The sequence below is a fragment of the Telluria sp. RB2R28 genome (assembly GCF_059685835.1).
On record NZ_JCASIK010000002.1, the window covers coordinates 514833 to 537305 of the forward strand.

At 59.9% G+C, this 22473-nt stretch carries 19 protein-coding genes; 11 read left to right on the forward strand and 8 right to left on the reverse strand.

Features of this window, described 5'->3' with window-relative positions; all coding sequences use genetic code 11:
• The first annotated feature begins 7 nt into the window (after window positions 1-7).
• Both AC56LV_RS09885 and AC56LV_RS09890 read left to right on the forward strand, forming a co-directional pair.
• Window positions 8-814: a hypothetical protein gene (locus tag AC56LV_RS09885; RefSeq protein WP_499557270.1), complete on the forward strand. Its 807-nt coding sequence runs from the start codon at window positions 8-10 to the stop codon at window positions 812-814.
• Complete coding sequence (locus tag AC56LV_RS09890; protein ID WP_499557272.1) at window positions 811-3606, forward strand: DEAD/DEAH box helicase; 2796 nt, start codon at window positions 811-813, stop codon at window positions 3604-3606. Before AC56LV_RS09885 ends, AC56LV_RS09890 begins: the two co-directional genes overlap by 4 nt.
• Before the next feature lie 171 nt (window positions 3607-3777).
• Here AC56LV_RS09890 and pnp read toward each other — a convergent pair whose 3' ends face one another.
• Window positions 3778-5880, reverse strand: a complete 2103-nt coding sequence (pnp, locus tag AC56LV_RS09895) for a polyribonucleotide nucleotidyltransferase (RefSeq protein ID WP_258834934.1) — start codon at window positions 5878-5880, stop codon at window positions 3778-3780.
• 178 nt (window positions 5881-6058) lie between these two features.
• Entirely contained in the window at window positions 6059-6328 is a 270-nt protein-coding gene (gene rpsO / locus AC56LV_RS09900) for a 30S ribosomal protein S15 (RefSeq protein WP_183555352.1), read from the reverse strand.
• 164 nt (window positions 6329-6492) lie between these two features.
• Between rpsO and bamE the strand changes: the two genes are divergently transcribed.
• Entirely contained in the window at window positions 6493-6984 is a 492-nt protein-coding gene (gene bamE, locus AC56LV_RS09905; RefSeq protein WP_499557996.1) for an outer membrane protein assembly factor BamE domain-containing protein, read from the forward strand.
• A 20-nt stretch (window positions 6985-7004) separates the two neighbouring features.
• On the opposite strand, the gene AC56LV_RS09910 is transcribed toward bamE, so the two are convergent.
• Window positions 7005-7895 (reverse strand): alpha/beta hydrolase, encoded by an 891-nt coding sequence (locus AC56LV_RS09910; RefSeq protein ID WP_499557274.1) that lies wholly within the window; start codon window positions 7893-7895, stop codon window positions 7005-7007.
• 18 nt (window positions 7896-7913) lie between these two features.
• Window positions 7914-8780 carry a CDP-diacylglycerol--serine O-phosphatidyltransferase gene (gene pssA / locus AC56LV_RS09915; protein ID WP_499557276.1) on the reverse strand — a complete coding sequence of 289 codons (867 nt, stop codon included), beginning with the start codon at window positions 8778-8780 and terminating at the stop codon, window positions 7914-7916.
• A 204-nt stretch (window positions 8781-8984) separates the two neighbouring features.
• On the opposite strand from pssA, the gene AC56LV_RS09920 reads away from it, so the two are divergent.
• Window positions 8985-9959 carry an IS1595 family transposase gene (locus AC56LV_RS09920; protein WP_499557278.1) on the forward strand — a complete coding sequence of 325 codons (975 nt, stop codon included), beginning with the start codon at window positions 8985-8987 and terminating at the stop codon, window positions 9957-9959.
• Window positions 9960-9997: 38 nt separating this feature from the next.
• Here the strand turns inward: AC56LV_RS09920 and AC56LV_RS09925 are convergent, their stop codons facing one another.
• From AC56LV_RS09925 to AC56LV_RS09940, 4 genes are all read right to left on the reverse strand, one after another.
• On the reverse strand, window positions 9998-10768 hold the full coding sequence (locus AC56LV_RS09925; RefSeq protein WP_499557280.1) for an SIMPL domain-containing protein: 771 nt from the start codon (window positions 10766-10768) through the stop codon (window positions 9998-10000).
• A 292-nt stretch (window positions 10769-11060) separates the two neighbouring features.
• Complete coding sequence (ilvC, locus tag AC56LV_RS09930) at window positions 11061-12077, reverse strand: ketol-acid reductoisomerase (protein ID WP_183555357.1); 1017 nt, start codon at window positions 12075-12077, stop codon at window positions 11061-11063.
• 48 nt (window positions 12078-12125) lie between these two features.
• Window positions 12126-12617: an acetolactate synthase small subunit gene (gene ilvN / locus AC56LV_RS09935; protein WP_183555358.1), complete on the reverse strand. Its 492-nt coding sequence runs from the start codon at window positions 12615-12617 to the stop codon at window positions 12126-12128.
• Window positions 12618-14345 (reverse strand): acetolactate synthase 3 catalytic subunit, encoded by a 1728-nt coding sequence (locus tag AC56LV_RS09940; protein WP_499557282.1) that lies wholly within the window; start codon window positions 14343-14345, stop codon window positions 12618-12620.
• Window positions 14346-14970: 625 nt separating this feature from the next.
• Here AC56LV_RS09940 and AC56LV_RS09945 point away from each other — a divergent pair.
• From AC56LV_RS09945 to AC56LV_RS09975, 7 genes are all read left to right on the forward strand, one after another.
• Window positions 14971-16308 carry a methyl-accepting chemotaxis protein gene (locus tag AC56LV_RS09945; RefSeq protein ID WP_499557284.1) on the forward strand — a complete coding sequence of 446 codons (1338 nt, stop codon included), beginning with the start codon at window positions 14971-14973 and terminating at the stop codon, window positions 16306-16308.
• A 3-nt stretch (window positions 16309-16311) separates the two neighbouring features.
• Window positions 16312-17646 (forward strand): chemotaxis protein CheW, encoded by a 1335-nt coding sequence (locus AC56LV_RS09950; protein WP_499557286.1) that lies wholly within the window; start codon window positions 16312-16314, stop codon window positions 17644-17646.
• Window positions 17647-17805: 159 nt separating this feature from the next.
• Window positions 17806-18378, forward strand: a complete 573-nt coding sequence (locus AC56LV_RS09955) for an RNA polymerase sigma factor (protein WP_499557288.1) — start codon at window positions 17806-17808, stop codon at window positions 18376-18378.
• Window positions 18375-18782 (forward strand): DUF3619 family protein, encoded by a 408-nt coding sequence (locus AC56LV_RS09960; protein WP_499557290.1) that lies wholly within the window; start codon window positions 18375-18377, stop codon window positions 18780-18782. The genes AC56LV_RS09955 and AC56LV_RS09960 overlap by 4 nt, the downstream gene beginning before the upstream one ends.
• Entirely contained in the window at window positions 18779-19576 is a 798-nt protein-coding gene (locus tag AC56LV_RS09965) for a DUF3106 domain-containing protein (RefSeq protein WP_499557291.1), read from the forward strand. Before AC56LV_RS09960 ends, AC56LV_RS09965 begins: the two co-directional genes overlap by 4 nt.
• Window positions 19563-20117, forward strand: a complete 555-nt coding sequence (locus tag AC56LV_RS09970) for an RDD family protein (protein ID WP_499557293.1) — start codon at window positions 19563-19565, stop codon at window positions 20115-20117. The genes AC56LV_RS09965 and AC56LV_RS09970 overlap by 14 nt, the downstream gene beginning before the upstream one ends.
• Before the next feature lie 191 nt (window positions 20118-20308).
• Window positions 20309-22381 (forward strand): PAS domain-containing sensor histidine kinase, encoded by a 2073-nt coding sequence (locus AC56LV_RS09975; protein ID WP_499557295.1) that lies wholly within the window; start codon window positions 20309-20311, stop codon window positions 22379-22381.
• Window positions 22382-22473: the final 92 nt, after the last annotated feature.

Sequence of the window (22473 nt, forward strand, 5' to 3'; positions counted from 1 at the left end):
AAGAAAAATGAAACAATTTGATAGTTTTAAAATTTATAACCTAGCTATAATTATTCAATTTCACAAAGATACAAAAATGTCTCTCCAGGTACAGTCCGATGATTTGATAAAGTGTTTTTCAGGCGACCCTGATTGTGCGATGGCATATCAGTGGATTCTGAACCACTTAAGAGAGCTGGGCGTAGCTTGGCTTCCAAGCAACACAACGAGTCTTAAGAACAGCATCAAAGGCAATATGGGAGAATTTATTGCATTCCATCTTTCTGAATATGATGGACTAACAGGCACCGATTACCACCCATTTCTTGCAGGTGCTGTTCGCCCCTTAGCAGATTCACCAGACCCTGGCTTGGATATTAGTTTCATTTACTTAGACCCATTAGGCGACACAGAAAAAGATCGATTATATATTCAAGAAGTTAAGACAACAGGAAGCAGCAGTCTAACTTATGCAGACGCACTAATTTCCGATTATTCAAAACTTTTAGATTCAACAGGATCACTAAATCTCTCGATACGAATATCCTCACTAAAAGGTCGAATGAAGATGGAGCGAAAGAGGCCAAGATCCGAAATTGAAAGGATCGAACTATTAGGCCATACTGACGCCAGTAAATGTAATAAAATTCGACTATTGCCAACTCTCGTCCACGAATTAAATGGCGCTGATCCACTAGCCAGAATGAAAAAGATTAGATTAGCACTTCTTAGTCAGGGCTGGCTTAATGAGAGCGTAGAACCAAGGAGTGTGGGATTTACCAACTTGAACTCAGGGTTACTCAGCATCTGCAAGAATAATGATTTTAAGCCATGAATTTATTGCCTAACGATATTGATTTTTTAAAAAATGCTAGCGCTGTTTCTGCACGCGATCGCGGGCTACGTCCGTTAGTCCCGACGAAAGTCACCAACGATTTCACCGTAGCAATAAAATGCATTGGAGTTTATCAATCTCTTGAAAGTGATGCGGAGCTACAAAAATTAGATGACGAAGAATTTTCGAAGCCGCTAATCGCGGCTGGTCGAATTCTCTTAGGAATGGCGAATAGCGCGCAGGAGTTACATGACCCTGTTGAGTTATTTTTCATGCGGCTTCACGCAGCATTGGCGTTCGCTATGCAAGGAAATTTCCCGAGCTCCAAAGCTGCACTACGCGAGATTCCAGAGAAATTTATAATCGGTACGTCGCTGAGGCTTATGGCGGCAACAGTATGCGATTCAATAGCTGCAACGAAAATATATAACGAAAACTCAGAAATCGTTTCAGATTATAATTTCGGAAAATACTTTCTACATTCTCTAAAAAGCGCTAACAGCGAATTTTTAAAGCTGGCGATAGAAATTTTAGCAACTCAAACTAACTTTAGCAATCGAGAAGAAACTTCACTACTTTTGAGTATTGAAGTAGCATGTCGCCAAGCATATAGGTTATCCACAGCCCATCTTTATATAAATTCTCCAGAAATACCAGCATGGTTTATAGATGGCTCTATAAAAAAAGGAATATTAACTCTACTACCGCCACAGAGAAGTCTGCTTTCAACAAAGAAAATTGCAATCGGAAATGAAAATCTATTATTAAACTTGCCTACAAGTACTGGTAAAACTTTCATCGCGGAGGCTTGCATGGCGGCTTCGGTTAAAAACGGTGGAATTTCATTTTTTATTGCCCCATACGTTGCAATCGGAAACCAAGCGCTTCAATCATTGAAGAGTAAATGCGGCGATAGTGTAGAGATTATTTCAATGTTCGGCGGTCATTACGCAAATAAGATTTCTCTAGAAAAACCGACAATTGTAGTAGCGACACCAGAACGATTTGATGCATGGCTTAGAATGCAACAAGCCAGCAGCTTGCTCCGCCTAGTTGTTTTCGATGAGATTCACTATATCGAAAATGGTGCGCGTGGCGCACGGCTAGAAGGAATAATTTCACGTCTATTGCTGATTCAAAGAAGACAACCACTTTTGAGACTTATGGGTCTTTCTGCGGTCCTACCCGGCGCAGGAACTATGACTGGATGGTTACAGGTGCCAAATTCAGCGTTCCATTTCTTAAGTTGGCGTCCAACTGCACGGCGCGTGGCGATTTGTAAGTCAAATGGAGAAATAAGTTGGTTAAATGGAACAGATGCGCTTCGTCCAAATGAAAAAAAATCGGATGATCCATTTGCACATAGTATCAAAATTGATCTAAAAACTGTCAGCTCTTCTGCTTATTTTCCAACGAAGGAAGCTGAGCATAGTTCTGGAAGCAATGTAGCTCAGATTGCAATTGATCTATCCAAGCGCTTAGGTGGAATAGGATTGATAGTATGCCCGCGTAGAGCTGACACACGTCAGTTAGCGTCAATTCTAGCTGATCATTATCCGCCTATAGATAAATTATCTCCATTACATATATTGATAGATAGATTGCGCTTAGTGTATCCTTGGATGGATAAACTAATTTATTCAATCGAACGAGGGATTGCGTATCACAATGCGTCGTTGCCACACGACGTAAGGCGTGAGATCGAGTCCTACGTAAAGAGCGGCGATATAAAATTTGTCGCATCTACTACAACTCTCGCAGAAGGCGCCGATCTACCATTCCGCTGGACTCTGGTCTCACATTGGCTTCAGGGTTTACACCCTGAAGGTGTCCCCCTTAAGTCGTTAACTTTCCGGAATATAGCAGGTCGGAGTGGGCGGGCCGGATATTATACAGAAGGCGATACTATAATTTTCCATAACACCCTTGGGAATAGGCACGCTATTGGTGCACCAGGATTAATTAGCGAAAAAGTAAACGAAGTCATGTTTGGTGCCGCCCCAGTAACTTCGGCACTGCATAATAATAAAAATGACTTACAGGATTTAATACCTGAATCAATAAGGGCTGCATGTGCATCGCAACTGCTTGCCTGCATAGCAGAAAATCCTAACAGCAATGATATTGTTAAAGATTTAGTCCTCTCGACTTACGCAAATGCATCTGGTGATTACACTTTGATGCACGAAGCTGTGACCGATGCACTAAATCAAACTTTAGTAGAAAACGAAGCAGGAGGACCTTTTGCCATCCGCAATAGTCCAGTACGACTAACTGAACTAGGCGTCGCAGCTAACAGAAGCGGCTTTTCACCAAAGTCTTGCAGGTTAATGTTGCAATTTTTAAATGAAGAGGATTTTCCAATACCCGACCAGGATGTTATAGCTAAGGCAATAATCTACTTCGCGTCAATTCCAGAATTGCAGGATCCTTATTTGAAAAAGGTCTGCACTGAACCGAAACAGCGTAGCTTCTTAAAAAAAGATGACCTCCCTACGGTCATCGGACAGCATCTCAATAAATCGTCGCTACGTGATATGTTCGACTCGCTTCCGGCAAGAGTTCGATCAAAAGCTGCAGATGATTATGTTGAAAAGGAATTTGATAAATTCTCTCAAGCTATTGAATCGACGATACCAAACTTCATTTCTTGGATTCTTCGAGGAGTCGCAACCATGTCTCACTTCTCTGCGTCTGCGCAATTACCACAGCCTGAATGGCTAAAGCTCTCACGTTCTTTACATAATGCACAAAGTTCTCCGATAGATTCGGAGCCGTTCAGTGAAGAATGATTTATAGATAATGTGAATAGAAATCGATCACCTTCTGCAGAAATTTTCGGGTTAGTTGAGTATCAACCGTTAGAATGTCTAACTAAATTTTGGGTAAAAAAAACCGCCAAGCTCACGCACTGGCGGTTTTCACACGGAAGCGGCGAACCGCTCCCGTTGCCTGCAGCGTGCTTATACCGCTGCGCCTTCGACCGGATCAGCTGCCTTCATCGACAGCTTCAGACGACCACGCTCGTCGGTCTCGAGGACCTTGACGCGCACTTGCTGGCCTTCTTTCAGGTAGTCGGCAACAGCGTTGACACGCTCGTTGGCGATCTGCGAGATGTGCAGCAGGCCATCCTTGCCTGGCATGACTTGGACGATCGCGCCGAAGTCCAGCAGTTTCAGCACGGTGCCGTCGTAGGTCTTGCCCACTTCGACCGATGCGGTCAGCTCTTCGATGCGGCGCTTGGCTTCCTGGCCGGCAGCAGCGTCGACCGACGCGATCGTAACCACGCCTTCGTCGCTGATGTCGATCTGGGTGCCGGTCTCTTCGGTCAGCGCGCGGATGACAGCGCCGCCCTTGCCGATGACGTCACGGATCTTCTCCGGGTTGATGCGGATGGTGATCAGGCGTGGCGCGAAGTCCGACAGCTCGGTCTTCACGGTAGGCATGGCCTTCTGCATTTCGCCCAGGATGTGGTGACGGCCTTCTTTGGCTTGCGCCAGTGCCACTTGCATGATTTCCTTGGTGATGCCCTGGATCTTGATGTCCATCTGCAGCGCGGTGATGCCTGCTGCGGTACCGGCCACCTTGAAGTCCATGTCGCCCAGGTGATCTTCATCGCCCAGGATGTCCGACAGCACGGCGAACTTGCCGCCTTCCTTGATCAGGCCCATGGCGATACCGGCCACGTGCGATTTCATCGGCACGCCGGCGTCCATCAGTGCCAGGCAACCGCCGCAGACCGAGGCCATCGACGACGAACCGTTCGACTCGGTGATTTCCGAGACCAGGCGCACCGAGTAGCTGAAGTCTTCCGGATCCGGCAGCGCAGCGATCAGCGCGCGCTTGGCCAGACGGCCGTGACCGACTTCGCGGCGCTTCGGCGTACCGACGCGGCCGGTTTCGCCGGTGGCGAACGGAGGCATGTTGTAGTGCATCATGAACGAATCGGTGTACTCGCCCATCAGCGCATCGATCTTCTGGCTGTCGCGGGCGGTGCCCAGCGTGGCAACGACCAGCGCCTGCGTTTCACCGCGGGTGAACAGGGCCGAACCGTGGGTGCGTGGCAGCACGCTCGAACGGATCGAGATCGGACGCACGGTGCGGGTATCGCGGCCGTCGATGCGTGGCTCGCCTTCCAGGATCTGCGAACGCACGACCTTGGCTTCCATGTCGAACAGGATGTTGCCGACGTCGCCAGCATCTGCCGTCACGCCAGCGGCGCTCAGGTCAGCCATGACTTCGGACGACAACGACTTCAGCTTTTGCTGACGCGCCGACTTTTCGCGGGTCTGGTACGCATCGCGCACTTTCGCGCCGGCCAGTTCGCCGATACGGGCGATCAGTTCTTCGTTCTTTGGCGCCGGCGCCCATTCGACTTCCGGCTTGCCGCCTTCGGCGACCAGGTCGTGGATCGCATCGATCACGACTTTCATCTGGTCATGGCCGAACACGACGGCGCCCAGCATGATTTCTTCGGACAGTTGCTTGGCTTCGGATTCGACCATCAGGACGGCGGTTTCGGTACCGGCCACAACCAGGTCCATCTGCGATGTCTTCAGCTCGGTGGTGGTCGGGTTCAGGATGTACTGGCCATTCGCGTAGCCGACGCGCGCGGCGCCGATCGGGCCGCTGAACGGGATGCCGGCGATGCACAGGGCGGCCGAAGCGCCGATCATCGCAGGGATGTCCGGATCGATTTCAGGGTTGACCGACAGCACGTGGATGATGACCTGGACTTCGTTCAGGTAGCCTTCCGGGAACAGCGGACGGATTGGACGGTCGATCAGGCGCGAGGTGAGCGTTTCTTTTTCGGAAGGACGGCCTTCGCGCTTGAAGAAACCGCCCGGGATTTTACCCGCAGCATACGTTTTCTCGAGGTAGTCGACGGTCAGCGGGAAGAAATCCTGGCCCGGCTTGGCATCCTTGCGTGCGACCACGGTTGCCAGCACGACGGTATCTTCGACCGACACCACGACGGCGCCGCTTGCCTGGCGCGCAATTTCGCCCGTCTCCAGGGTGACAGTGTGTTGACCGTACTGGAAGGTTTTCGTAACTTTGTTAAACATGGGGTATCCCTTTCATTTTGCCGACAGATTTTCAGGTGCTGTCGTTCACCTCTCACCACGGGCCGTTCACGAGCAGAACAGCCTTGCAACAACAAACAAACCGCTCAAAAACGAAAAATGCCCGCGACAGAGAACTGGCGCAGGCATCTTCAGACTTAAACCGTCTGGCGCAAACGAATTACTTACGCAGGCCCAGTTTGGCGATCAGGTCGCGGTAACGGTTCAGATCCTTGTTCTTCAGGTACGACAGCAGGCTCTTACGACGGTTGACCATCATGATCAGACCACGACGCGAGTGGTGATCTTTCTGGTGGGCCTTGAAGTGGCCGTTCAGGTCGTTGATGCGTGCGGTCAGCAGTGCAACTTGCACTTCTGGCGAACCGGTGTCTTTTTCGCCGCGTGCGTTGTCCGCGATAATCGCGGCTTTGTTCAGAGTTTCTACGGTCATGATGTTACCTTTCACATGCGGTGCAAGAGTCGCAACCCAGCGCACCGTGATTGATTAAAATGCCTGCCCGGATTCGGACAGACCGGCAAGTATAGTGCAAAACGCGGGTGCCCACCAGCATTTGCCCGCCCTGCCGCCAAGTAAAGGACAAAATAATGCACCCGATGATGAAAATAACAACGCTGGCCGCCACCCTGTTGCTGGCGGCGTGCGCCACCCGCCCTGCCCCGCTGCCGGGCGAAACAGCCGATGCGGTCCAGGCCAAGCTCGGCAAGCCGACGTCCATTTACGTTGACGGCGATGGCGCGGCGCGTTCTCTCGAGTATGCGACGGGGCCGATGGGCCAGTACACATGGATGGCGCGCATCGGGCCCGATGGCCGCTTGACGGCTTACGAGCAGGTGCTTACCGGTGAAAAATTCGCCACGCTCAAGGTCGATCAGGCCACCAAGGAGCAGGTATTGCGCACGATCGGGCGCCCTGCCGAACGCTCGCGCGTGGCGATGCAGAACTACGAGGTCTGGTCATACCGCTACAAGGAGGCTGGCGTCTGGAACTCGATGATGCACGTTCACTTTGACGAGGGAGGCGTCGTGCGCCAGATGATGAACGGGCCGGACCCGATGTACGAACCAAGGGACCGCAGCCCCTGGTAGAGGCTGCTGTGTGAATTTGCCTAGCGCGCCGGGGGCAGTTTGCGCCCGCCGTCGCTGTGCACGAAGTCTTCGATCGCGTCGAGCGACGGCGCCAGACGGCGCAGCGAGCTCGATAGCGTGGCGAGCAGCGTGACGTGGTTCACGCCAGTAAAGCTGACCTCGCGCACCGGCACACCCGTTGCGCGCAGCCGGTCGGCCAGCGCGCCGGTGTTGCGCTCCGGGTTCACCGTCGAATCGTTGCGCGCCGCAATCAATAGCGCAGGCGGCGCATTGACCGTCACGTGGTTGATCGGCTGCGAATCGCGCGGCGTATTCGGGTACAGGAACACCGGGCGCGTCGTTTCATTTTCGATGGGCAGGAAGTTGTACGGGCCGGCCATGCCGATCCAGCCACGCAGGATGCTCGGTGCCGTGCCCTGCGCCCGCAGCCAGCGCGGATCGAGGGCCAGCATCGCGGCGTTGTAGGCGCCGGCGCTGTGGCCCATCGCATAGATGCGCTTCGGATCGCCGCCATAGGCCTTGATCCGGCGCGACGTCCAGGCCAGCGCTTCGGCGCTGTCGTTCAGGAAGTCCGGATAGCGCACCTGCGGGTACAGGCGGTAGTCGGGAATGACGACCACGAAACCACGCGCCGCGAGCGCGCGACCGACGAAGGCATAGTCGGCGCGCTCGCCGTCGACCCAGTTGCCACCGTAATAGAACACGATCACGGGCGCCGGGCCGGTCCAGTTTTCAGGCCGGTAGATGTCGAGCACGTGACGCGGATTGGTGCCGTAGGCGGCCGAAGCCACCGTGCGCGTGGCGCCGCTCGGCGAGACCGCATTGACCAGCGACAGCGGCGAGCAGGCCGCGAGCAGCCCCGACAGGAGCAGAACGGTGGCGGCGCTGGCCGCGAAGTAAGGAGCTCTCATGGTTGCTGGGGCCTGTGATCAGCGGTGAAGGTCGTCGTCGGCGTCGTCGAGCGGGATGATGCTGACCCGCTTGCCCTTCGCGCGCTGCCACACATACACGGCGTAGCCCGACAGGCCGTAGATCACGAAGATCGGCCACAGCACCTTGGGCGGGTCGATCGCCAGCAGCGCCAGCACCAGCGCGATCAGGAACACCGCGATAAACGGCACCGACTTGCGGAAGTTGATGTCCTTGAAGCTGTAGAACGGCACGTTCGATACCATCGTCAGGCCGGCAAAAACCGTGATGCCCCACGACACCCACTCGACCTTGCGCGGGATGACACTGATATCGGGATCGATCATCATCATGATGAAACCGATCACGAGCGCCGCTGCAGCCGGGCTGGGCAAGCCCTGGAAGAAGCGCTTGTCGACCACTTCGATATTGGTATTGAAGCGTGCCAGGCGCAAGGCGGCGCAGGCGCAGTAGATGAAGGCGGCGACCCAGCCGACCTTGCCAAGGCCGTTGAGCGACCATTCGTACATCACGAGCGCCGGTGCGGCGCCGAACGAGACCATGTCGGCCAGGCTGTCGTACTGGGCACCGAATTCGGATTGGGTATTGGTCAGGCGGGCGATGCGCCCGTCCAGGCCGTCGAGGATCATCGCGATGAACACGGCCCAGCACGCCTGGTCGAAACGCTGGTTCATTGCCATGACGATGGCGTAGAAACCACAGAACAGTGCGGCCGTGGTGAAGGCATTGGGCAGCAGATAGATGCCGCGGCTGCGCTCACCGGCCGCGCGCCCTTGCGTACGGGGCGCGAAACGCTTTTTCAGGCGGGAGAATCGTGGACCGTTGGGCGGGGTCCCTGGCTTTCTTCTTCGTGGAAAAGTTGGCATAAGCAATCGTATTCAAGTGAGCCGCCGAGCGACTGTTCCCAGCCATTATAGAGGCGGGACCCGTGATAGCGAAACACTACGCTAACCCGGCTGGCAATTGCATGGCGCTTACTTGAAGGCGCAGTCAACATTACATAGAGCCGAGCCATGAACTGATGAGCAGTTTCGTCGTCCAACGCCTGTCCCCAGCGTCAGGAGTCGCCCATGAAAGCGCCACGTTTCAAGAACTGGTTTGCCAGGTTGTCAGCGCTGAATCCACCACAGCGCCGGCAAGTGCTTGACGCCCTGCATCCCGCAGCCGGCCTCGACCAGGTGGTCGCACTGATCGCGCAGGCCCGAGCGCCAGCGCGCTGCTGTCCCAGTTGTGGCAACGAACGCTGCAATCGACACGGATTCGCCAACGACCTGCAGCGCTTTCGCTGCTGCGCCTGTGGCCGCACGTTCAACGACCTGAGCGGCACGCCGCTGGCACGGCTCAGGCACAAGGCCAAATGGCTCGCCTATTCGCAGGTGCTGCTCGATTCACTATCCGTACGCAAGGGCGCAGAACGGGTCGGCGTGCACCGCAACACGGCATTCCGGTGGCGCCACCGCTTTCTCGATTGGGTCAAGCTCGACAGGCCTGCATCGCTCAACGGTATCGTGGAGGCCGATGAGACATTCCTGCTCGAATCGCAAAAAGGATCACGCACGCTCGACCGCCCGCCACGCCGACGGGGCGGGCGCGCGCCCATGCGGGGCATTTCCCGCCATCTCGATTGCATCCTGGTAGCACGCGACCGGAATGGCCGCACCATCGATGCAGTCACTGGCCGTGGCGCACTGACTGCCGCGCAACTCGAACGCGATTTGCTGCCCAGACTTGACCCGCAGGCACTCCTGGTCAGCGACAGCCACGCCGCGTACCGGGCCTTTGCACGCAAGCACAGGATTGCGCACGAGACGGTCAATCTGCGCGCCGGCGTGCGCGTCAGGCATTCGGGTAGCCGCGCCATCCACGTACAGAACGTGAACGCGTACCACGGGCGCTTCAAGGCCTGGCTACTGGGCTTTCGCGGGGTGGCATCGCGCTACCTGCCCAACTACCTGGGGTGGCGCTGGGCACTGGATGGCGGGCGGGTCAGTTCAGCAGAACAATTGTTTTGCATCGCAATCGGCGTCATCAACAGACAACGCTGACTGCGCCTACTTGAACACGACCGTGCCGGATGGCGCGATTACTTGAACTTGACCTTGCCCACCAGGCGCATCTGCAGCGTGGTTTCGCCTGGCTCGAAGCTCGGTTCGGCCATGCCATCATCCATCTCGCGCTTGGCGCTCGAACGCATCATCATCGGCGCAGGCGCGGCTGCATCGCCGGCGTAGTTGCCCGAACCTTCAAAGTCAACCGTATCGAGCACGGCGTCGCCCGGCTGACGGCCCATCGCCTTGGCGATCGAGACAATGCGCTCGTTCAGGTTCTGGTACGTGGCGGCGATGCGCTGGTCGTCGAGGCGCTTCTCGGTCGCCGGGGTCAGGCCGAAGTTGATGTTATTGATCTGCAGGACCTTCTGCGCGGCAGCGGCCGTTTTCGGCAGCGCGGCCAGGTTCGTGGTCTTGACTTCCAGGTACTGGCCGACGCGCCAGGCAATCGGCACCGGCTTGACCGGCGCGACCACGCGGCCGACAGGCTGTGGCTGCACTTCCGGGTACACCGGGTACGTGTAGTAGCCCTGGGTTTTCAGTTCGGCTTTCGGATCGGCGCGGCGCACGATCTCGGTGCCCTCTTTCATCTTGCGGTTGACGCGGTCCGCGGCGGCGTTCTTGTCCTTGTCGTGCTCTTCGACGGCGAACGTGATCGTCGCTTCGTCATTGGCGTGCTTGACTTCGCCAAAGGCGGGGACGATGACCATGGTGCCGGTGGTCGCAGTCGACGGGGCGGTCTGCGCCTGGGCAGCGCTGAAGGCCAGCACGAGGGCGGCGGCGACGAGGGATTTGGTGAATGCCATTGTTGTTCTCCTGTGAGTTGCGACGTATGTCCGACTTGGTTATACGATACCTTGCACAGGGAAAACATCGGTAATTTGTAATGGACAGTTGCAAATGAGTAGCTTTTGAAACGTGTTGGCAATCGTCAGATGAACGCGTGGACGGCAAGGCCGTCCACCCTACGAGGTGCGTGCGGCCGGGTTCTCCATGCCACGCATCAAGTGTAGGGTGGACGCGGCCGGCGAGGCGGCTCGCCGACCACGCGTAGATCACTAACACCACACCACCGCACGCGATGGTCTGGCCACAAACTTAGTTCTTCGACTGATCCACCAGCTTGTTCTTCGCAATCCACGGCATCATCGCGCGCAGCTTCGCGCCGACTTCTTCGATCGGATGCTCGGCAGTCAGGCGACGGCGCGAGATCAGGGTCGGTGCGCCAGCCTTGTTTTCCAGGATGAAGCTCTTGGCGTATTCGCCGGTCTGGATGTCCTTCAGGCACTGGCGCATCGCGTTCTTGGTGTCTTCGGTCACGACGCGCGGGCCGGTCACGTATTCGCCGTATTCCGCGTTGTTGGAGATCGAGTAGTTCATGTTGGCGATGCCGCCTTCATAGATCAGGTCGACGATCAGCTTGAGTTCGTGCAGGCACTCGAAGTACGCCATCTCCGGCGCGTAACCGGCTTCGGTCAGCGTCTCGAAGCCCGCCTTGATCAGTTCGACCGCGCCGCCGCACAGCACGGCCTGCTCGCCGAACAGGTCGGTCTCGGTTTCTTCGCGGAAGTTGGTTTCGATGATGCCGGCGCGGCCGCCGCCGTTGGCCATCGCGTACGACATGGCGATGTCACGGGCAGCGCCCGATTTGTCCTGGTACACGGCGATCAGGTGCGGCACGCCGCCACCTTGCGTGTAGGTGCCGCGCACCGTGTGGCCCGGCGCTTTCGGCGCGACCATGATCACGTCGAGGTCGGCACGTGGGACGACCTGGCCGTAGTGGACGTTGAAGCCGTGGGCGAAGGCCAGAACCGCGCCTTGCTTGGCGTTCGGCTCGATGTTCTGCTTATAGACTTCGGCGATGTTTTCGTCCGGCAGCAGGATCATGATGACGTCGGCGTTCTTCACTGCCTCATCGACTTCCGCCACTTTCAGGCCGGCTTGCTCGACCTTGCCCCACGAGGCGCCGCCGCGGCGCAGGCCGACGGTGACATTGACGCCCGATTCGCTCAGGTTCTGGGCGTGCGCATGGCCTTGCGAGCCGTAACCGATGATGGCAACGTTCTTGCCCTTGATGAGGGAGAGGTCGCAGTCCTTGTCGTAGAAAACGTTCATTTTTTTTGTCCTGTTATTTAATTTGAATTGTGTGATGTTGAGCGTCGCTCAAACTTTCAGAATGCGTTCGCCGCGGCCGATGCCCGAGCCGCCGGTGCGCACCGTCTCGAGGATCGAGGCGCGGTCGATGGCGTCGATGAAAGCGTCGAGTTTCGATTTGGCGCCGGTCAGCTCGATCGTGTAGGTCTTTTCGGTGACGTCGATGACGCGGCCACGGAAAATATCGGCGGTGCGCTTCATTTCTTCGCGCTCCTTGCCGACCGCCCGCACCTTGATCAGCATGAGCTCGCGCTCAATGTGCTGGCCCTCGGTCAGGTCGACCACCTTGACCACCTCGATCAGGCGGTTCAGGTGCTTCGTGATCTGCTCGATGATGTCGTCCGAGCCGGACGTCACGATCGTCATGCGCGACAGCGTTGCGTCTTCGGTCGGCGCCACGGTCAGCGTTTCGATGTTGTAGCCGCGCGCCGAGAACAGGCCGACCACGCGCGAGAGCGCACCGGCTTCGTTCTCCAGCAGGACAGAAATAATATGACGCATTTACAGGTCCTCCGAGCCAAGCAGCATTTCGTTCAGGCCGCGGCCCGCCTTGACCATCGGCCACACGTTTTCACTCTGGTCGGTGATGAAGTTCATGAATACCAGGCGGTCTTTCATGGCGAATGCATCGCGCAGCGCGCCGTCGACATCGCCCGGTTTTTCGATGCGCATGCCGACGTGGCCATAGGCCTCGGCCAGCTTTTCGAAGTCCGGCAGCGAATCCATGTACGACTCGGAATAGCGCGAGCCGTAATCGATCTGCTGCCACTGGCGGACCATGCCCAGGAAGCGGTTATTGAGCAGGATGATCTTCGGCGTCAGGTGATATTGCTTGCAAGTGGCAAGCTCCTGGATGCACATCTGGATCGAGCCTTCACCAGTAACGCAGGCCACGGTGGCGTCCGGGTTGGCCATCTGCACGCCCATCGCGAACGGCAGGCCCACGCCCATCGTGCCCAGGCCACCGGAATTGATCCAGCGGCGCGGCTTGTCGAACGGGTAGTACTGCGCGGCCCACATCTGGTGCTGGCCGACGTCGGACGTGATGAACGCGTCGCCATCGGTGACCTTGTGCAGCTGCTGGATCACGGCCTGCGGCTTGATCAGCGTGCCGGAACTCGCATACGCCAGGCAATCGCGGCCACGCCATTCGGCAATCTGCTTCCACCAGCTTTGCAGCGCCGGCGCGTTCGCATGGCCAGTGCCGGCCTCGAGCTGCGTGAGCAGTTCGGTCAGCACGTCCTTGACGTTGCCGACGATCGGGATATCCACTTTCACACGCTTGGAGATCGACGAAGGATCGATGTCGATATGGATGATCTTGCGCGGATGCGAGGCAAAGTGCTTCGGGTTGCCAATCACGCGGTCGTCGAAGCGGGCGCCGATGGCGATCAACACGTCGCAGTGCTGCATCGCCATGTTCGCTTCATAGGTGCCGTGCATGCCCGGCATGCCGACGAAGTGCGGATCGGACGAACGCGACGCGCCCAGGCCCATCAGCGTATTCGTGATCGGAAAGCCCGTGGTCTCGACCATGCGGTTGAGCTCATTCGAGGCATTGGCCAGAATCACGCCGCCGCCCGCATAGATCATCGGCCGCTCGGCGTTCTGCAGCAGCGCGACCGCTTTGCGGATCTGGCCGGCATGGCCCTTGTCGACCGGACGGTACGAGCGCATGTCGACTTCGCGCGGGTACTCAAACAGGCATTTGTTGACCGTGATGTCCTTCGGGATATCGACCAGCACGGGGCCGGGCCGGCCGGTGCGGGCGATGAAGAAGGCTTTCTTGATGGTCGAGGCCAGATCGCGCACGTCCTTGACCAGGAAGTTGTGCTTGACCACCGGGCGGGTGATGCCCACGGTGTCGCATTCCTGGAACGCATCCTGGCCGATCGCGTGACTTGGCACCTGGCCCGAGATCACAACCATCGGGATCGAATCCATATAGGCGGTCGACAAGCCGGTGACGGCATTGGTGACGCCCGGACCAGATGTGACGAGAGCGACGCCCACGGTATTCGAGCTGCGCGAATACGCATCGGCGGCATGCACCGCAGCTTGCTCGTGGCGAACGAGAACGTGCTGGAATTTATCTTGCTGGAAGATCGCGTCGTAGATATACAGAACCGCGCCGCCCGGATAACCGAAAACGTGCTTGACGCCCTCTTCTGCCAGACAACGGACAACGATTTCAGCGCCCGTGATGGGGACTGTTGGATCGAAACTCATAACCATTCCTTTCAAAACCCATAGGGTTGATTGATCGGATGCTCGTTCCTGGCGATATGCGTGCTGCGCTTACAACCCTCAGGCTCCACTTCTTTCTGCGTGCACGTCGATGGTTCGGGTCGCCGTAGGGACCGTACGCATTGACGCTGGGCGCAACTCGTTAGGCTTGAGTGTTTGTAGCGGTTGGACGCATCTCTCGCGCTTGTGGCACGGGTCGGAGCAAACTGCCTACAAATGAAAGCGTGCCATGGCGGACGGGGCGTTGTGGGCGACTCCCGCATGACGTTGATGCTTTGAGGGTGCAAAGCGTGAGGAACACCATACCGCGCCGCACCATTCTGGTCAAGCTTTGTCTTTCGACAAGATGCGACCTTGATTGGCGTACATAGCTGGCATGGTGCGGCTGCCGGGTAGGCGCCCGGGGCAACGCACCGCACTGCGGCGTAGCGAGCAGGCTCTGACCCGCTCGTTTTTGGTGCACGTACAGTGCGTGTGTTGTAAATCCGGCGCAACGAAGTAAAATCCAGATTATTGCCACATGGAAATCAACTTTCGAAGAAAAAAGCGCTTAAGATTATTTCTTCGAAATACGGTTTTTTTGCTCCCCTCTGTTCCGGATTCAGCTATGCAAGCCCCCAACGACAATCTCCAGGAAATGGCCATGGCCGCCATGACGGCCATCGACCGCGCACAAGCAGTGATCGAGTTCGATCTCGAAGGCCGCATCCTGCACGCCAACCGTAATTTCCTGCTTACCCTCGGTTACGAGAAGGATCAGGTCATTGGACGCCAGCATGCGATGTTCTGCGAACCCGCCTATCAGCGCTCGCCCGAATACCAGATGTTCTGGCACAGCCTGGCCAAGGGCGAGTTCCATACCGGCGAATTCAAGCGCATCCGCAGTGACGGCGCACCGGTCTGGATCCAGGCCACCTACAGCCCGATCTTCGACGCCGACGGCAAGCCGGTCAAGGTGGTCAAGTTCGCCACCGACATCACCGAGCAGAAGCTGCTGGCCGCCGAATCGCGCGGCAAGCTTGACGCGATCGGACGCTCGCAGGCAGTCATCGAATTCGATATGCGCGGCAATGTCTTGTCCGCCAACGAGAATTTCTTGCGCACCATGGGCTATACCGAAGACGAGATCGTCGGCTGCCACCACACACTGTTCTGCGACCCGGAGCTGGCCAAAAGCGCCGAATACCGCCACTTCTGGGCCGACCTGGGCCAGGGCCGGTTCCAGGCCGGGCGCTTCCAGCGCCGTGGCAAGCACGACGCCGACATCTGGATCCAGGCCACCTACAATCCGATTCTCGATGCCACCGGCAAACCGTACAAGGTCGTCAAGTTCGCGATGGACGTGACGGCCCAGGTGCGGCGCGAAGAACTGGTGAGCGCCAAGATCGACGCCATCGGCACGGCCCTGAACGGCCTGGACCGCTCGATCACCGCGATCGCCGATGGCGCGCGTGAGTCTGCCGCAATGGCGGCGCGCACCCAGGACGGTGCGGCCAGCGGCAGCCGCTTGCTGGAACGCTCCAAGGGCGCCATGCAAGCCATTCAGACCTCGTCCGGCGACGTGCGCGAAATCATCGACACCATCACCAGCATCGCCGGCCAGACCCATTTATTGGCCTTCAATGCTGCGATCGAGGCGGCGCGCGCGGGCGAACATGGGCGCGGCTTTTCGGTGGTGGCCAACGAAGTGCGCAAGCTGGCCGAGAAATCGGCACTGGCGGCGCGCGAGATATCCAAGCTGATCAATGAGACGGTCAGCCGTGTCGACGAAGGCACCCGCCTGGCGGGCGATGTGGAAGATGCATTCGAGCGCATTCTCGAGTCGGTCGCCGCCACCAGCAGTTCAATCGCCGGCATTGGCAGCGCCACCCACCATCAGGCCGACTCCACCCGCGACGCTTCACGCCTGCTGGCCGAGCTCGAGGCAGTGGCGCGAGAGCGCTAGGCCATGCCGGCCACCTGCAGCGCGCAGCTGACGCTGGCGCGCATCCGGATCGGCGAGGTCGGGATCGGCATACGGATCGAGGCCGTGCTCCAGGCGCTGCCGTTGCCGAAGACGCTTGGTCGCCTCCCCCTGCGCACCCACGCCCTGCTCGGCATGGTCGAGCACGAGGGCATGGCCGTGCCGGTAGTCGACCTGGCGCGCTGGCTCGACGTCGGCGCAGCGCCGGCGGGCGCCGTCCCGCAACTGCTGTTGCTGCGCGATGGCGAGCGCACCGTCGGCCTGCGCGTCGATGCGCTCGAGGAGCTGGTCGAGGTCGAGGCAGCGGCGCTGCAGCGCCTGCATCACGGCGACGATCCGGACGATGTGTTCCACAGCTCTGTGCCGGCCGGGGACGGCGTGCTTCTGAGCCTGCTGGAAGTGACCCGGCTGGCCGATCTGGCACAGTGCTGGAGCACAGCGCCGACGGCCGCCACGGCCGCTGCCCCGCCCGTGGCCGACACGCTGCAACGCACCTGCTACGCGCTGCTCGACACCGTCCACGGTCTGATTGGCGTGCCACCAGCCGCGCTGGCCGAAGTGCTTGCCTTGCCGGCGCTGACGCATATCGGCAGCAGCGCCTGGTGCCACTGGCACGACAGCCAGCTGGCGCTGATTGCCAGCGCGGCGCTGTTCCAGACGCCTGGCGTCGCCACGCGCGTCGCTGCTGCGCCCCTGCTCGCCGTGCTGCAGCACGCCGATCTGGCGCTGGGCGTACCGGTGCAGGCCGTGCTGCGGCTCGAGGAATTCGGTCCCGGCGTACCCAGCACGGATGGCGTTGGCGAAAATGTCATCGACGCCAGCGGCGCCACCGTGCTGCTGGTCGACGTCGCGCGCCTGCTGGCGCGGCATCCCGAGGCAGCCCTGGCGCGCGGCGACAGCGTCACGTCCACGGCGTCCGCCAGCGCCAGTACCAGCAATGCCGAAGCCTATGTCGTGTTCGACGCCGCCGGCCTCCAGGCGCTGCCGCTCGCTGCAATCGAACAGATCGTGCCGCTGGACGTACCGCTGGGCCCCACCATGGCCTGGCATGGCGCGGCCATCCCGCTGATCGACCTGCGCGGGGATGCGCCAGACGGGGATGGCGTCGATGGCACGGTGCTGGTGGCGCAGGGCGCGCACGGGCTGGCCGGCCACGCCGTGCGCCGCGTGCAGTCGCTGATTCCGGCCGGGGCCGGCCGCATGTTCAACATGGGCGCCAACGGCACTGAGTTCATCACGACAGACGATGGCGGACAGGAAGCCACGTACCGCATTGCGACACTGGGCTCTGCAACGGGCATGCACCGAGGGCCGACCTGAGCCTGTCCGTCTGCCAATCAGTGTCACGTTGGTCCCGATGCAGCGGGCATGGCGGAACTGGTGGCTGAGCGATTCCGATGCAGGCCGGATGGTTTTTTGCTAGGATGCGACAGTTTTCCCTAAAGCACGACCCACTTGCGCGCCTCCCCCTGAACCTGCATGGCCACAGACAAAGAACTTAACGACTTTCTGCAGAATGTCGAACGGCGCGCGTTCAAGCAGGCAGTCTATGCGGTTCGCAAGGACGAATCGGCGCTGGACATCGTGCAGGACGCGATGATCAAGCTCGCCGAAAAATACGGCGACAAGCCGGCAGCCGAGCTGCCGATGCTGTTCCAGCGCATCCTCCAGACGACGATCCTCGATTACTTTCGCCGCGAAAAAGTGCGCAATACCTGGGTCAGCCTGTTCTCCGGCTTCGGGCGGGGCGACGGAAACGACGATGATGACTTTGATATACTCGCCTCACTCGAGGCCGAGCAGGGTTCGGCGGCCGCAGAGTCGAGCGCGGACCAGGTTGAGCGTACCCAGACCTTGCGCTTGATCGATGACGAAGTACAAAAACTCCCCGCGCGTCAACGGGAAGCCTTCCTCATGCGTTACTGGCAAGATATGGACGTCGCCGAAACGGCGGCAGCAATGGGATGTTCCGAGGGCAGCGTCAAAACGCATTGCTCGCGCGCCACCCACGCCCTCGCGGCAGCACTCCAGGCCAAGGGAATCACACTATGAACACCGACGACATCAATCTGGCGTACAAGATACGCCACGCGCTGGATGAACAGCTCGACCACCTGCCGGCTTCGACCGTTAACCGGCTGGCCGCCGCACGCGCTGCCGCCATGGCGCGCAAGAAACCTGACGCCGCCCGCTTCGGCTTTTCTGCTGGCGCCGGCGCCGGCTGGCGCGGGCTGGGCGCATTCCTTGCCGGGCCGACCGTGTCGCGCCTGGCCATCGCGGTGCCGCTCCTGGCGCTGGTGATTGGCATGGGTAGCTTCTACCAGCACGAACAACAGCAGCAACTGGCTGCACTGGCGGACATCGACGCCGCCGTGCTGGCCGACGAATTGCCGCTGACTGCCTACCTCGACCCGGGTTTCAACGCCTATCTGGAGTCGCAGCAGCGCCAGCAATGACCAAGAAGAACGTCTCGACATCGCGCTTCCCCGTGCTGAAGACAGTCATCGGCGTCGTGGTCGCTGCTGCGCTGGCCTGGGTGATCGTCGATCGCTTCGAGACGCCATCCATCCTGCCCGTAGCGACCGAGACGAGCGCGAGCATGCGCCCGATCCGCAAGGCCCCCGACAAGCCGCTATGGCGCGACCTGAGCAGTGCGCAACAGGTGGCGCTCGCGCCGCTCGCCCCCGAATGGGACCGCATGGAAGGCGCGCGCAAGCGCCGCTGGATCGAGGTCTCGGCGCGCTTTGCCTCGATGGCCCCGGCCGAGCAGCAACGCGTGCAGGAACGCATGCGCCAGTGGATGAAACTCACGCCCCAGCAGCGTGACCTGGCGCGCGAGAACTTCAGCAAGACCAACAAGCTGGCGCAGGGCGACAAGGCCGCCAACTGGGAAAACTACAAGCAGCTGTCGGCCGAGCAAAAGCGCAAGCTGGCCAGCAAGCCGTCCACGCTGCAAAAGAGCGCGCCGATCGCGCTGCCGGATGCGCCGCAACTGGTCGTGCCGATGCCGTGTGCGGCGAACACGACGCGCCGTGGCGCCGAGTGCGTGCTGATCGGCACGCCCGATACGCCGCCGCCGTCGGCGATTGCCGTCGTACCGGCGCCCGTTGCGCCCACGTCCACCCCCACCACCGCGCCGTCGCTCGCGCCTGTCCCGGCAGCGCCCGCAAATGGCGGCGCTGTCGCCACGTCAGGCGCCCAGCCCGGCGCGTCCCAGGCCGCCAACCAATCAGCCAATGCCAGCAACTGAGCCGCCGGTCGTGCTGCCCGAGGCTGCGCTGGCGCTTGCTGGCACGCCCACGATCAAGCGGCGCCTGGCGGTGATGGTGTATGAATTCTTCCTGCTGTTCGCGGTCGAGATGCTGGCCGTCCTGCTGTATCTGCTTATTACCGGCAACCGCCAGGATCCCCTCTTCCAGCACGGCCTGAAGGTGTACCTGTTCGTGATCACGGGCCTGTACTTCACCTGGTGCTGGCGCGATAGCGGGCACACGCTGGCGATGAAGACCTGGCGCATCAGGCTCGTCTCGCCGGGCCATGCCCGCCTGCCCTGGCGCGTCGCCATCTTGCGCTACCTGGCAGCCTGGGGCTGGTTCGCGCCCGCGCTGGTCGTCTGCGCGGCCTTCGGTCTGCATGCGAAGGCCGACATCGCTATCGCGCTCGCACTCGGCGTTGCCGCCTGGGCAGCGACGGCCTGGCTCGACCGCGACCGGCAGTTCCTGCATGACCGCCTGGCCGGCACGCGCCAGATCGGCCTGCCCAAACCGGTACGGCGCGACGGCAAGCAGTGAAGCCGGCTTACCAGCGCCGTCCGGCATCATGCATCCAGCATGACCGGCGTGGCATCCACGCACCAACGCAATGATCGTCGCAACGAGGTGGCCAGGCTGTGACATCATGCGGGTCGCGAAATACCAATCAGCGCGAGTTTGCTTTGTCTTCCACCGCGCACCTCACGTTTTTAGAATCAGAATCAGCAAGCATGCCCGACACCCGTTTCCAGGCGTTATTCGAACAGGCGCCAATCAGCATCCAGATCCTCGCACCATCGGGGCACACCACGCGTGTCAACAAGGCATGGGAAAACCTGTGGCAGATCCACGAAGGCACGCCGCTGATGGCGTACGTGCTCGGCGACTACAACGTGCTGCACGACCCGCAACTGGCCGACAACGGCATCGCCGCGTTGCTGGCGCAGGCGCTGCAGGGGGAGCCGATTGAATTGCCGGCGGCGCTGTATGACGTCAGCGCGCTCGATGGCCACGGTCCGAAGCGCTGGGTCACCGCAAAGGCGCGGCCGATCAAGGACAAGGCCGGCAACACCCTCGAAGTGATGCTCATGCACGAGGACATCACCGAGCGCATGGCGGCCGACAGCGCGCTGCGCCTGCGCGAGCAGCGCTTCCGCTCGCTCGTGATGGCCACGTCGCAAATCGTCTGGTCGAATACCCCGGATGGCCGGGTGCTGGAAGACTCGCCGTCCTGGCGCGCCTATACCGGCCAGACCTACGACGAGTGGAAGGAATTCGGCTGGGTCGATGCCTTGCACCCCGATGACCGCGCACCTGCCCAGTCTCTGTGGCTGGCCTGCGTTGCCGCCCGCTCGGTGTTCGAGACGAAGTACCGGCTGCGCTGCGCCGACCGCAGCTACCGCTGGACCGCGGTCAAGGGCATCCCGATCCTGGCCGAGGACGGCTCGATTCGCGAGTGGATCGGCGCCAACACCGACATCCACGACATGATCGCGGCCGAGCTCGAACTGGCCCAGCGGCTCGACCGCGAAAAACGCAACAACGCCCTGCTGGCCAAGGTCGCGCAGGCCAGCCGCACGCTGCACACGGTGCTGGCGGCGGAAGACATCGCGCAGGCGCTGGTGACGGCCGTGCGCGACATCCTGCAGACCCACCAGGCGGTCGTCTCGCTCACCGAAGCGGGCGGCTGGACGCAGGCGATCAACGCCGTCTCGCTGTCGGACAAGTACGCCGCTTACCGTGGCTACGATGCCAGGACGGACGGCTCCGGGATCTACGCGCAGGTGTGTCGCGACAACCGCGTCATGCGCCTTACACAAGCACAGCTCGAGGCGCATCCCGCCTGGCGCGGTTTTGGCGAGCATGCCGGCGCGCATCCGGTGCTGCGCGGCTGGCTGGCCGTGCCGCTGATCGACCGCATGGGCAAGAACATCGGCCTGATCCAGGCGTCGGACCGGTTCGAGGGCGACTTCACGGACGAGGACGAAGCCATCCTCGTGCAACTGGCGTCGATCGCGGCCACCGGTTTCGAGAATGCACGCCTGTACGGTTCGCTGCAGGATCAGGACCGCCGCAAGGACGAGTTCCTGGCCATGCTGGCGCACGAACTGCGCAACCCGCTGGCGCCGATCGCTGCAGCGGCGGAGATGCTCAAGTTCGGCACCGCCAGCGAAGAACGGGTCCGGCGCTCCAGCGAAGTGATCAGCCGCCAGGTGCGCCACATGACATCGCTGGTCGACGACCTGCTCGACGTGTCGCGCGTGACCCGCGGCCTGATCAAGCTGGACCGCGCGCTGCTCGACCCGATGCAGCTCGTGGCCAATGCCGTCGAGCAGTCGCAGCCATTGATCACGGCGCGCGGCCATACGCTGAGCGTGACGGGCGATACCGCCGGCGCCCACATTGCCGGCGACGCGCATCGCCTGGTACAGGTGCTGGCCAACCTGCTCAACAACGCAGCCAAGTACACATCCCATGGCGGACGCATCGAGGTAACTGTGACGCGCGAACCGGACACGGTGGCGATTACCGTGCGCGACAACGGCGTCGGCATCGATGCATCGCTGCTACCGCGCATGTTCGACCTGTTCACCCAGGCCGAGCGCTCGCCGGACCGGGCCCAGGGGGGCCTGGGCATCGGGCTGGCGCTGGTCAGGAGCATCATCGACCTGCATGGCGGCGACGTCATCGCTGCCAGCGATGGTATCGGCCGCGGCAGCACGTTCACGGTCCGTCTTGCCATTGCCGACACCGTCACCGGCGCAGTCGATGCCACGGATGCGCTGCGCTTGCAACAGCGTTAACTTGTCACGCGGAATTCGAAATACGTCGTCGCGGAAATGCCCCAATAATTGAACGGTCTACGAACTCGTCAATCATTGAATAAGGGTACGCC

Coding starts and splice junctions, on each gene's coding strand:
- AC56LV_RS09885 (WP_499557270.1), top strand. CDS start 8: ATGAAACAATTTGATAGTTTTAAAATTTATAACCTAGCTATAATTATT.
- AC56LV_RS09890 (WP_499557272.1), top strand. CDS start 811: ATGAATTTATTGCCTAACGATATTGATTTTTTAAAAAATGCTAGCGCT.
- pnp (WP_258834934.1), bottom strand. CDS start 5,880: ATGTTTAACAAAGTTACGAAAACCTTCCAGTACGGTCAACACACTGTC.
- rpsO (WP_183555352.1), bottom strand. CDS start 6,328: ATGACCGTAGAAACTCTGAACAAAGCCGCGATTATCGCGGACAACGCA.
- bamE (WP_499557996.1), top strand. CDS start 6,493: ATGATGAAAATAACAACGCTGGCCGCCACCCTGTTGCTGGCGGCGTGC.
- AC56LV_RS09910 (WP_499557274.1), bottom strand. CDS start 7,895: ATGAGAGCTCCTTACTTCGCGGCCAGCGCCGCCACCGTTCTGCTCCTG.
- pssA (WP_499557276.1), bottom strand. CDS start 8,780: ATGCCAACTTTTCCACGAAGAAGAAAGCCAGGGACCCCGCCCAACGGT.
- AC56LV_RS09920 (WP_499557278.1), top strand. CDS start 8,985: ATGAAAGCGCCACGTTTCAAGAACTGGTTTGCCAGGTTGTCAGCGCTG.
- AC56LV_RS09925 (WP_499557280.1), bottom strand. CDS start 10,768: ATGGCATTCACCAAATCCCTCGTCGCCGCCGCCCTCGTGCTGGCCTTC.
- ilvC (WP_183555357.1), bottom strand. CDS start 12,077: ATGAACGTTTTCTACGACAAGGACTGCGACCTCTCCCTCATCAAGGGC.
- ilvN (WP_183555358.1), bottom strand. CDS start 12,617: ATGCGTCATATTATTTCTGTCCTGCTGGAGAACGAAGCCGGTGCGCTC.
- AC56LV_RS09940 (WP_499557282.1), bottom strand. CDS start 14,345: ATGAGTTTCGATCCAACAGTCCCCATCACGGGCGCTGAAATCGTTGTC.
- AC56LV_RS09945 (WP_499557284.1), top strand. CDS start 14,971: ATGCAAGCCCCCAACGACAATCTCCAGGAAATGGCCATGGCCGCCATG.
- AC56LV_RS09950 (WP_499557286.1), top strand. CDS start 16,312: ATGCCGGCCACCTGCAGCGCGCAGCTGACGCTGGCGCGCATCCGGATC.
- AC56LV_RS09955 (WP_499557288.1), top strand. CDS start 17,806: ATGGCCACAGACAAAGAACTTAACGACTTTCTGCAGAATGTCGAACGG.
- AC56LV_RS09960 (WP_499557290.1), top strand. CDS start 18,375: ATGAACACCGACGACATCAATCTGGCGTACAAGATACGCCACGCGCTG.
- AC56LV_RS09965 (WP_499557291.1), top strand. CDS start 18,779: ATGACCAAGAAGAACGTCTCGACATCGCGCTTCCCCGTGCTGAAGACA.
- AC56LV_RS09970 (WP_499557293.1), top strand. CDS start 19,563: ATGCCAGCAACTGAGCCGCCGGTCGTGCTGCCCGAGGCTGCGCTGGCG.
- AC56LV_RS09975 (WP_499557295.1), top strand. CDS start 20,309: ATGCCCGACACCCGTTTCCAGGCGTTATTCGAACAGGCGCCAATCAGC.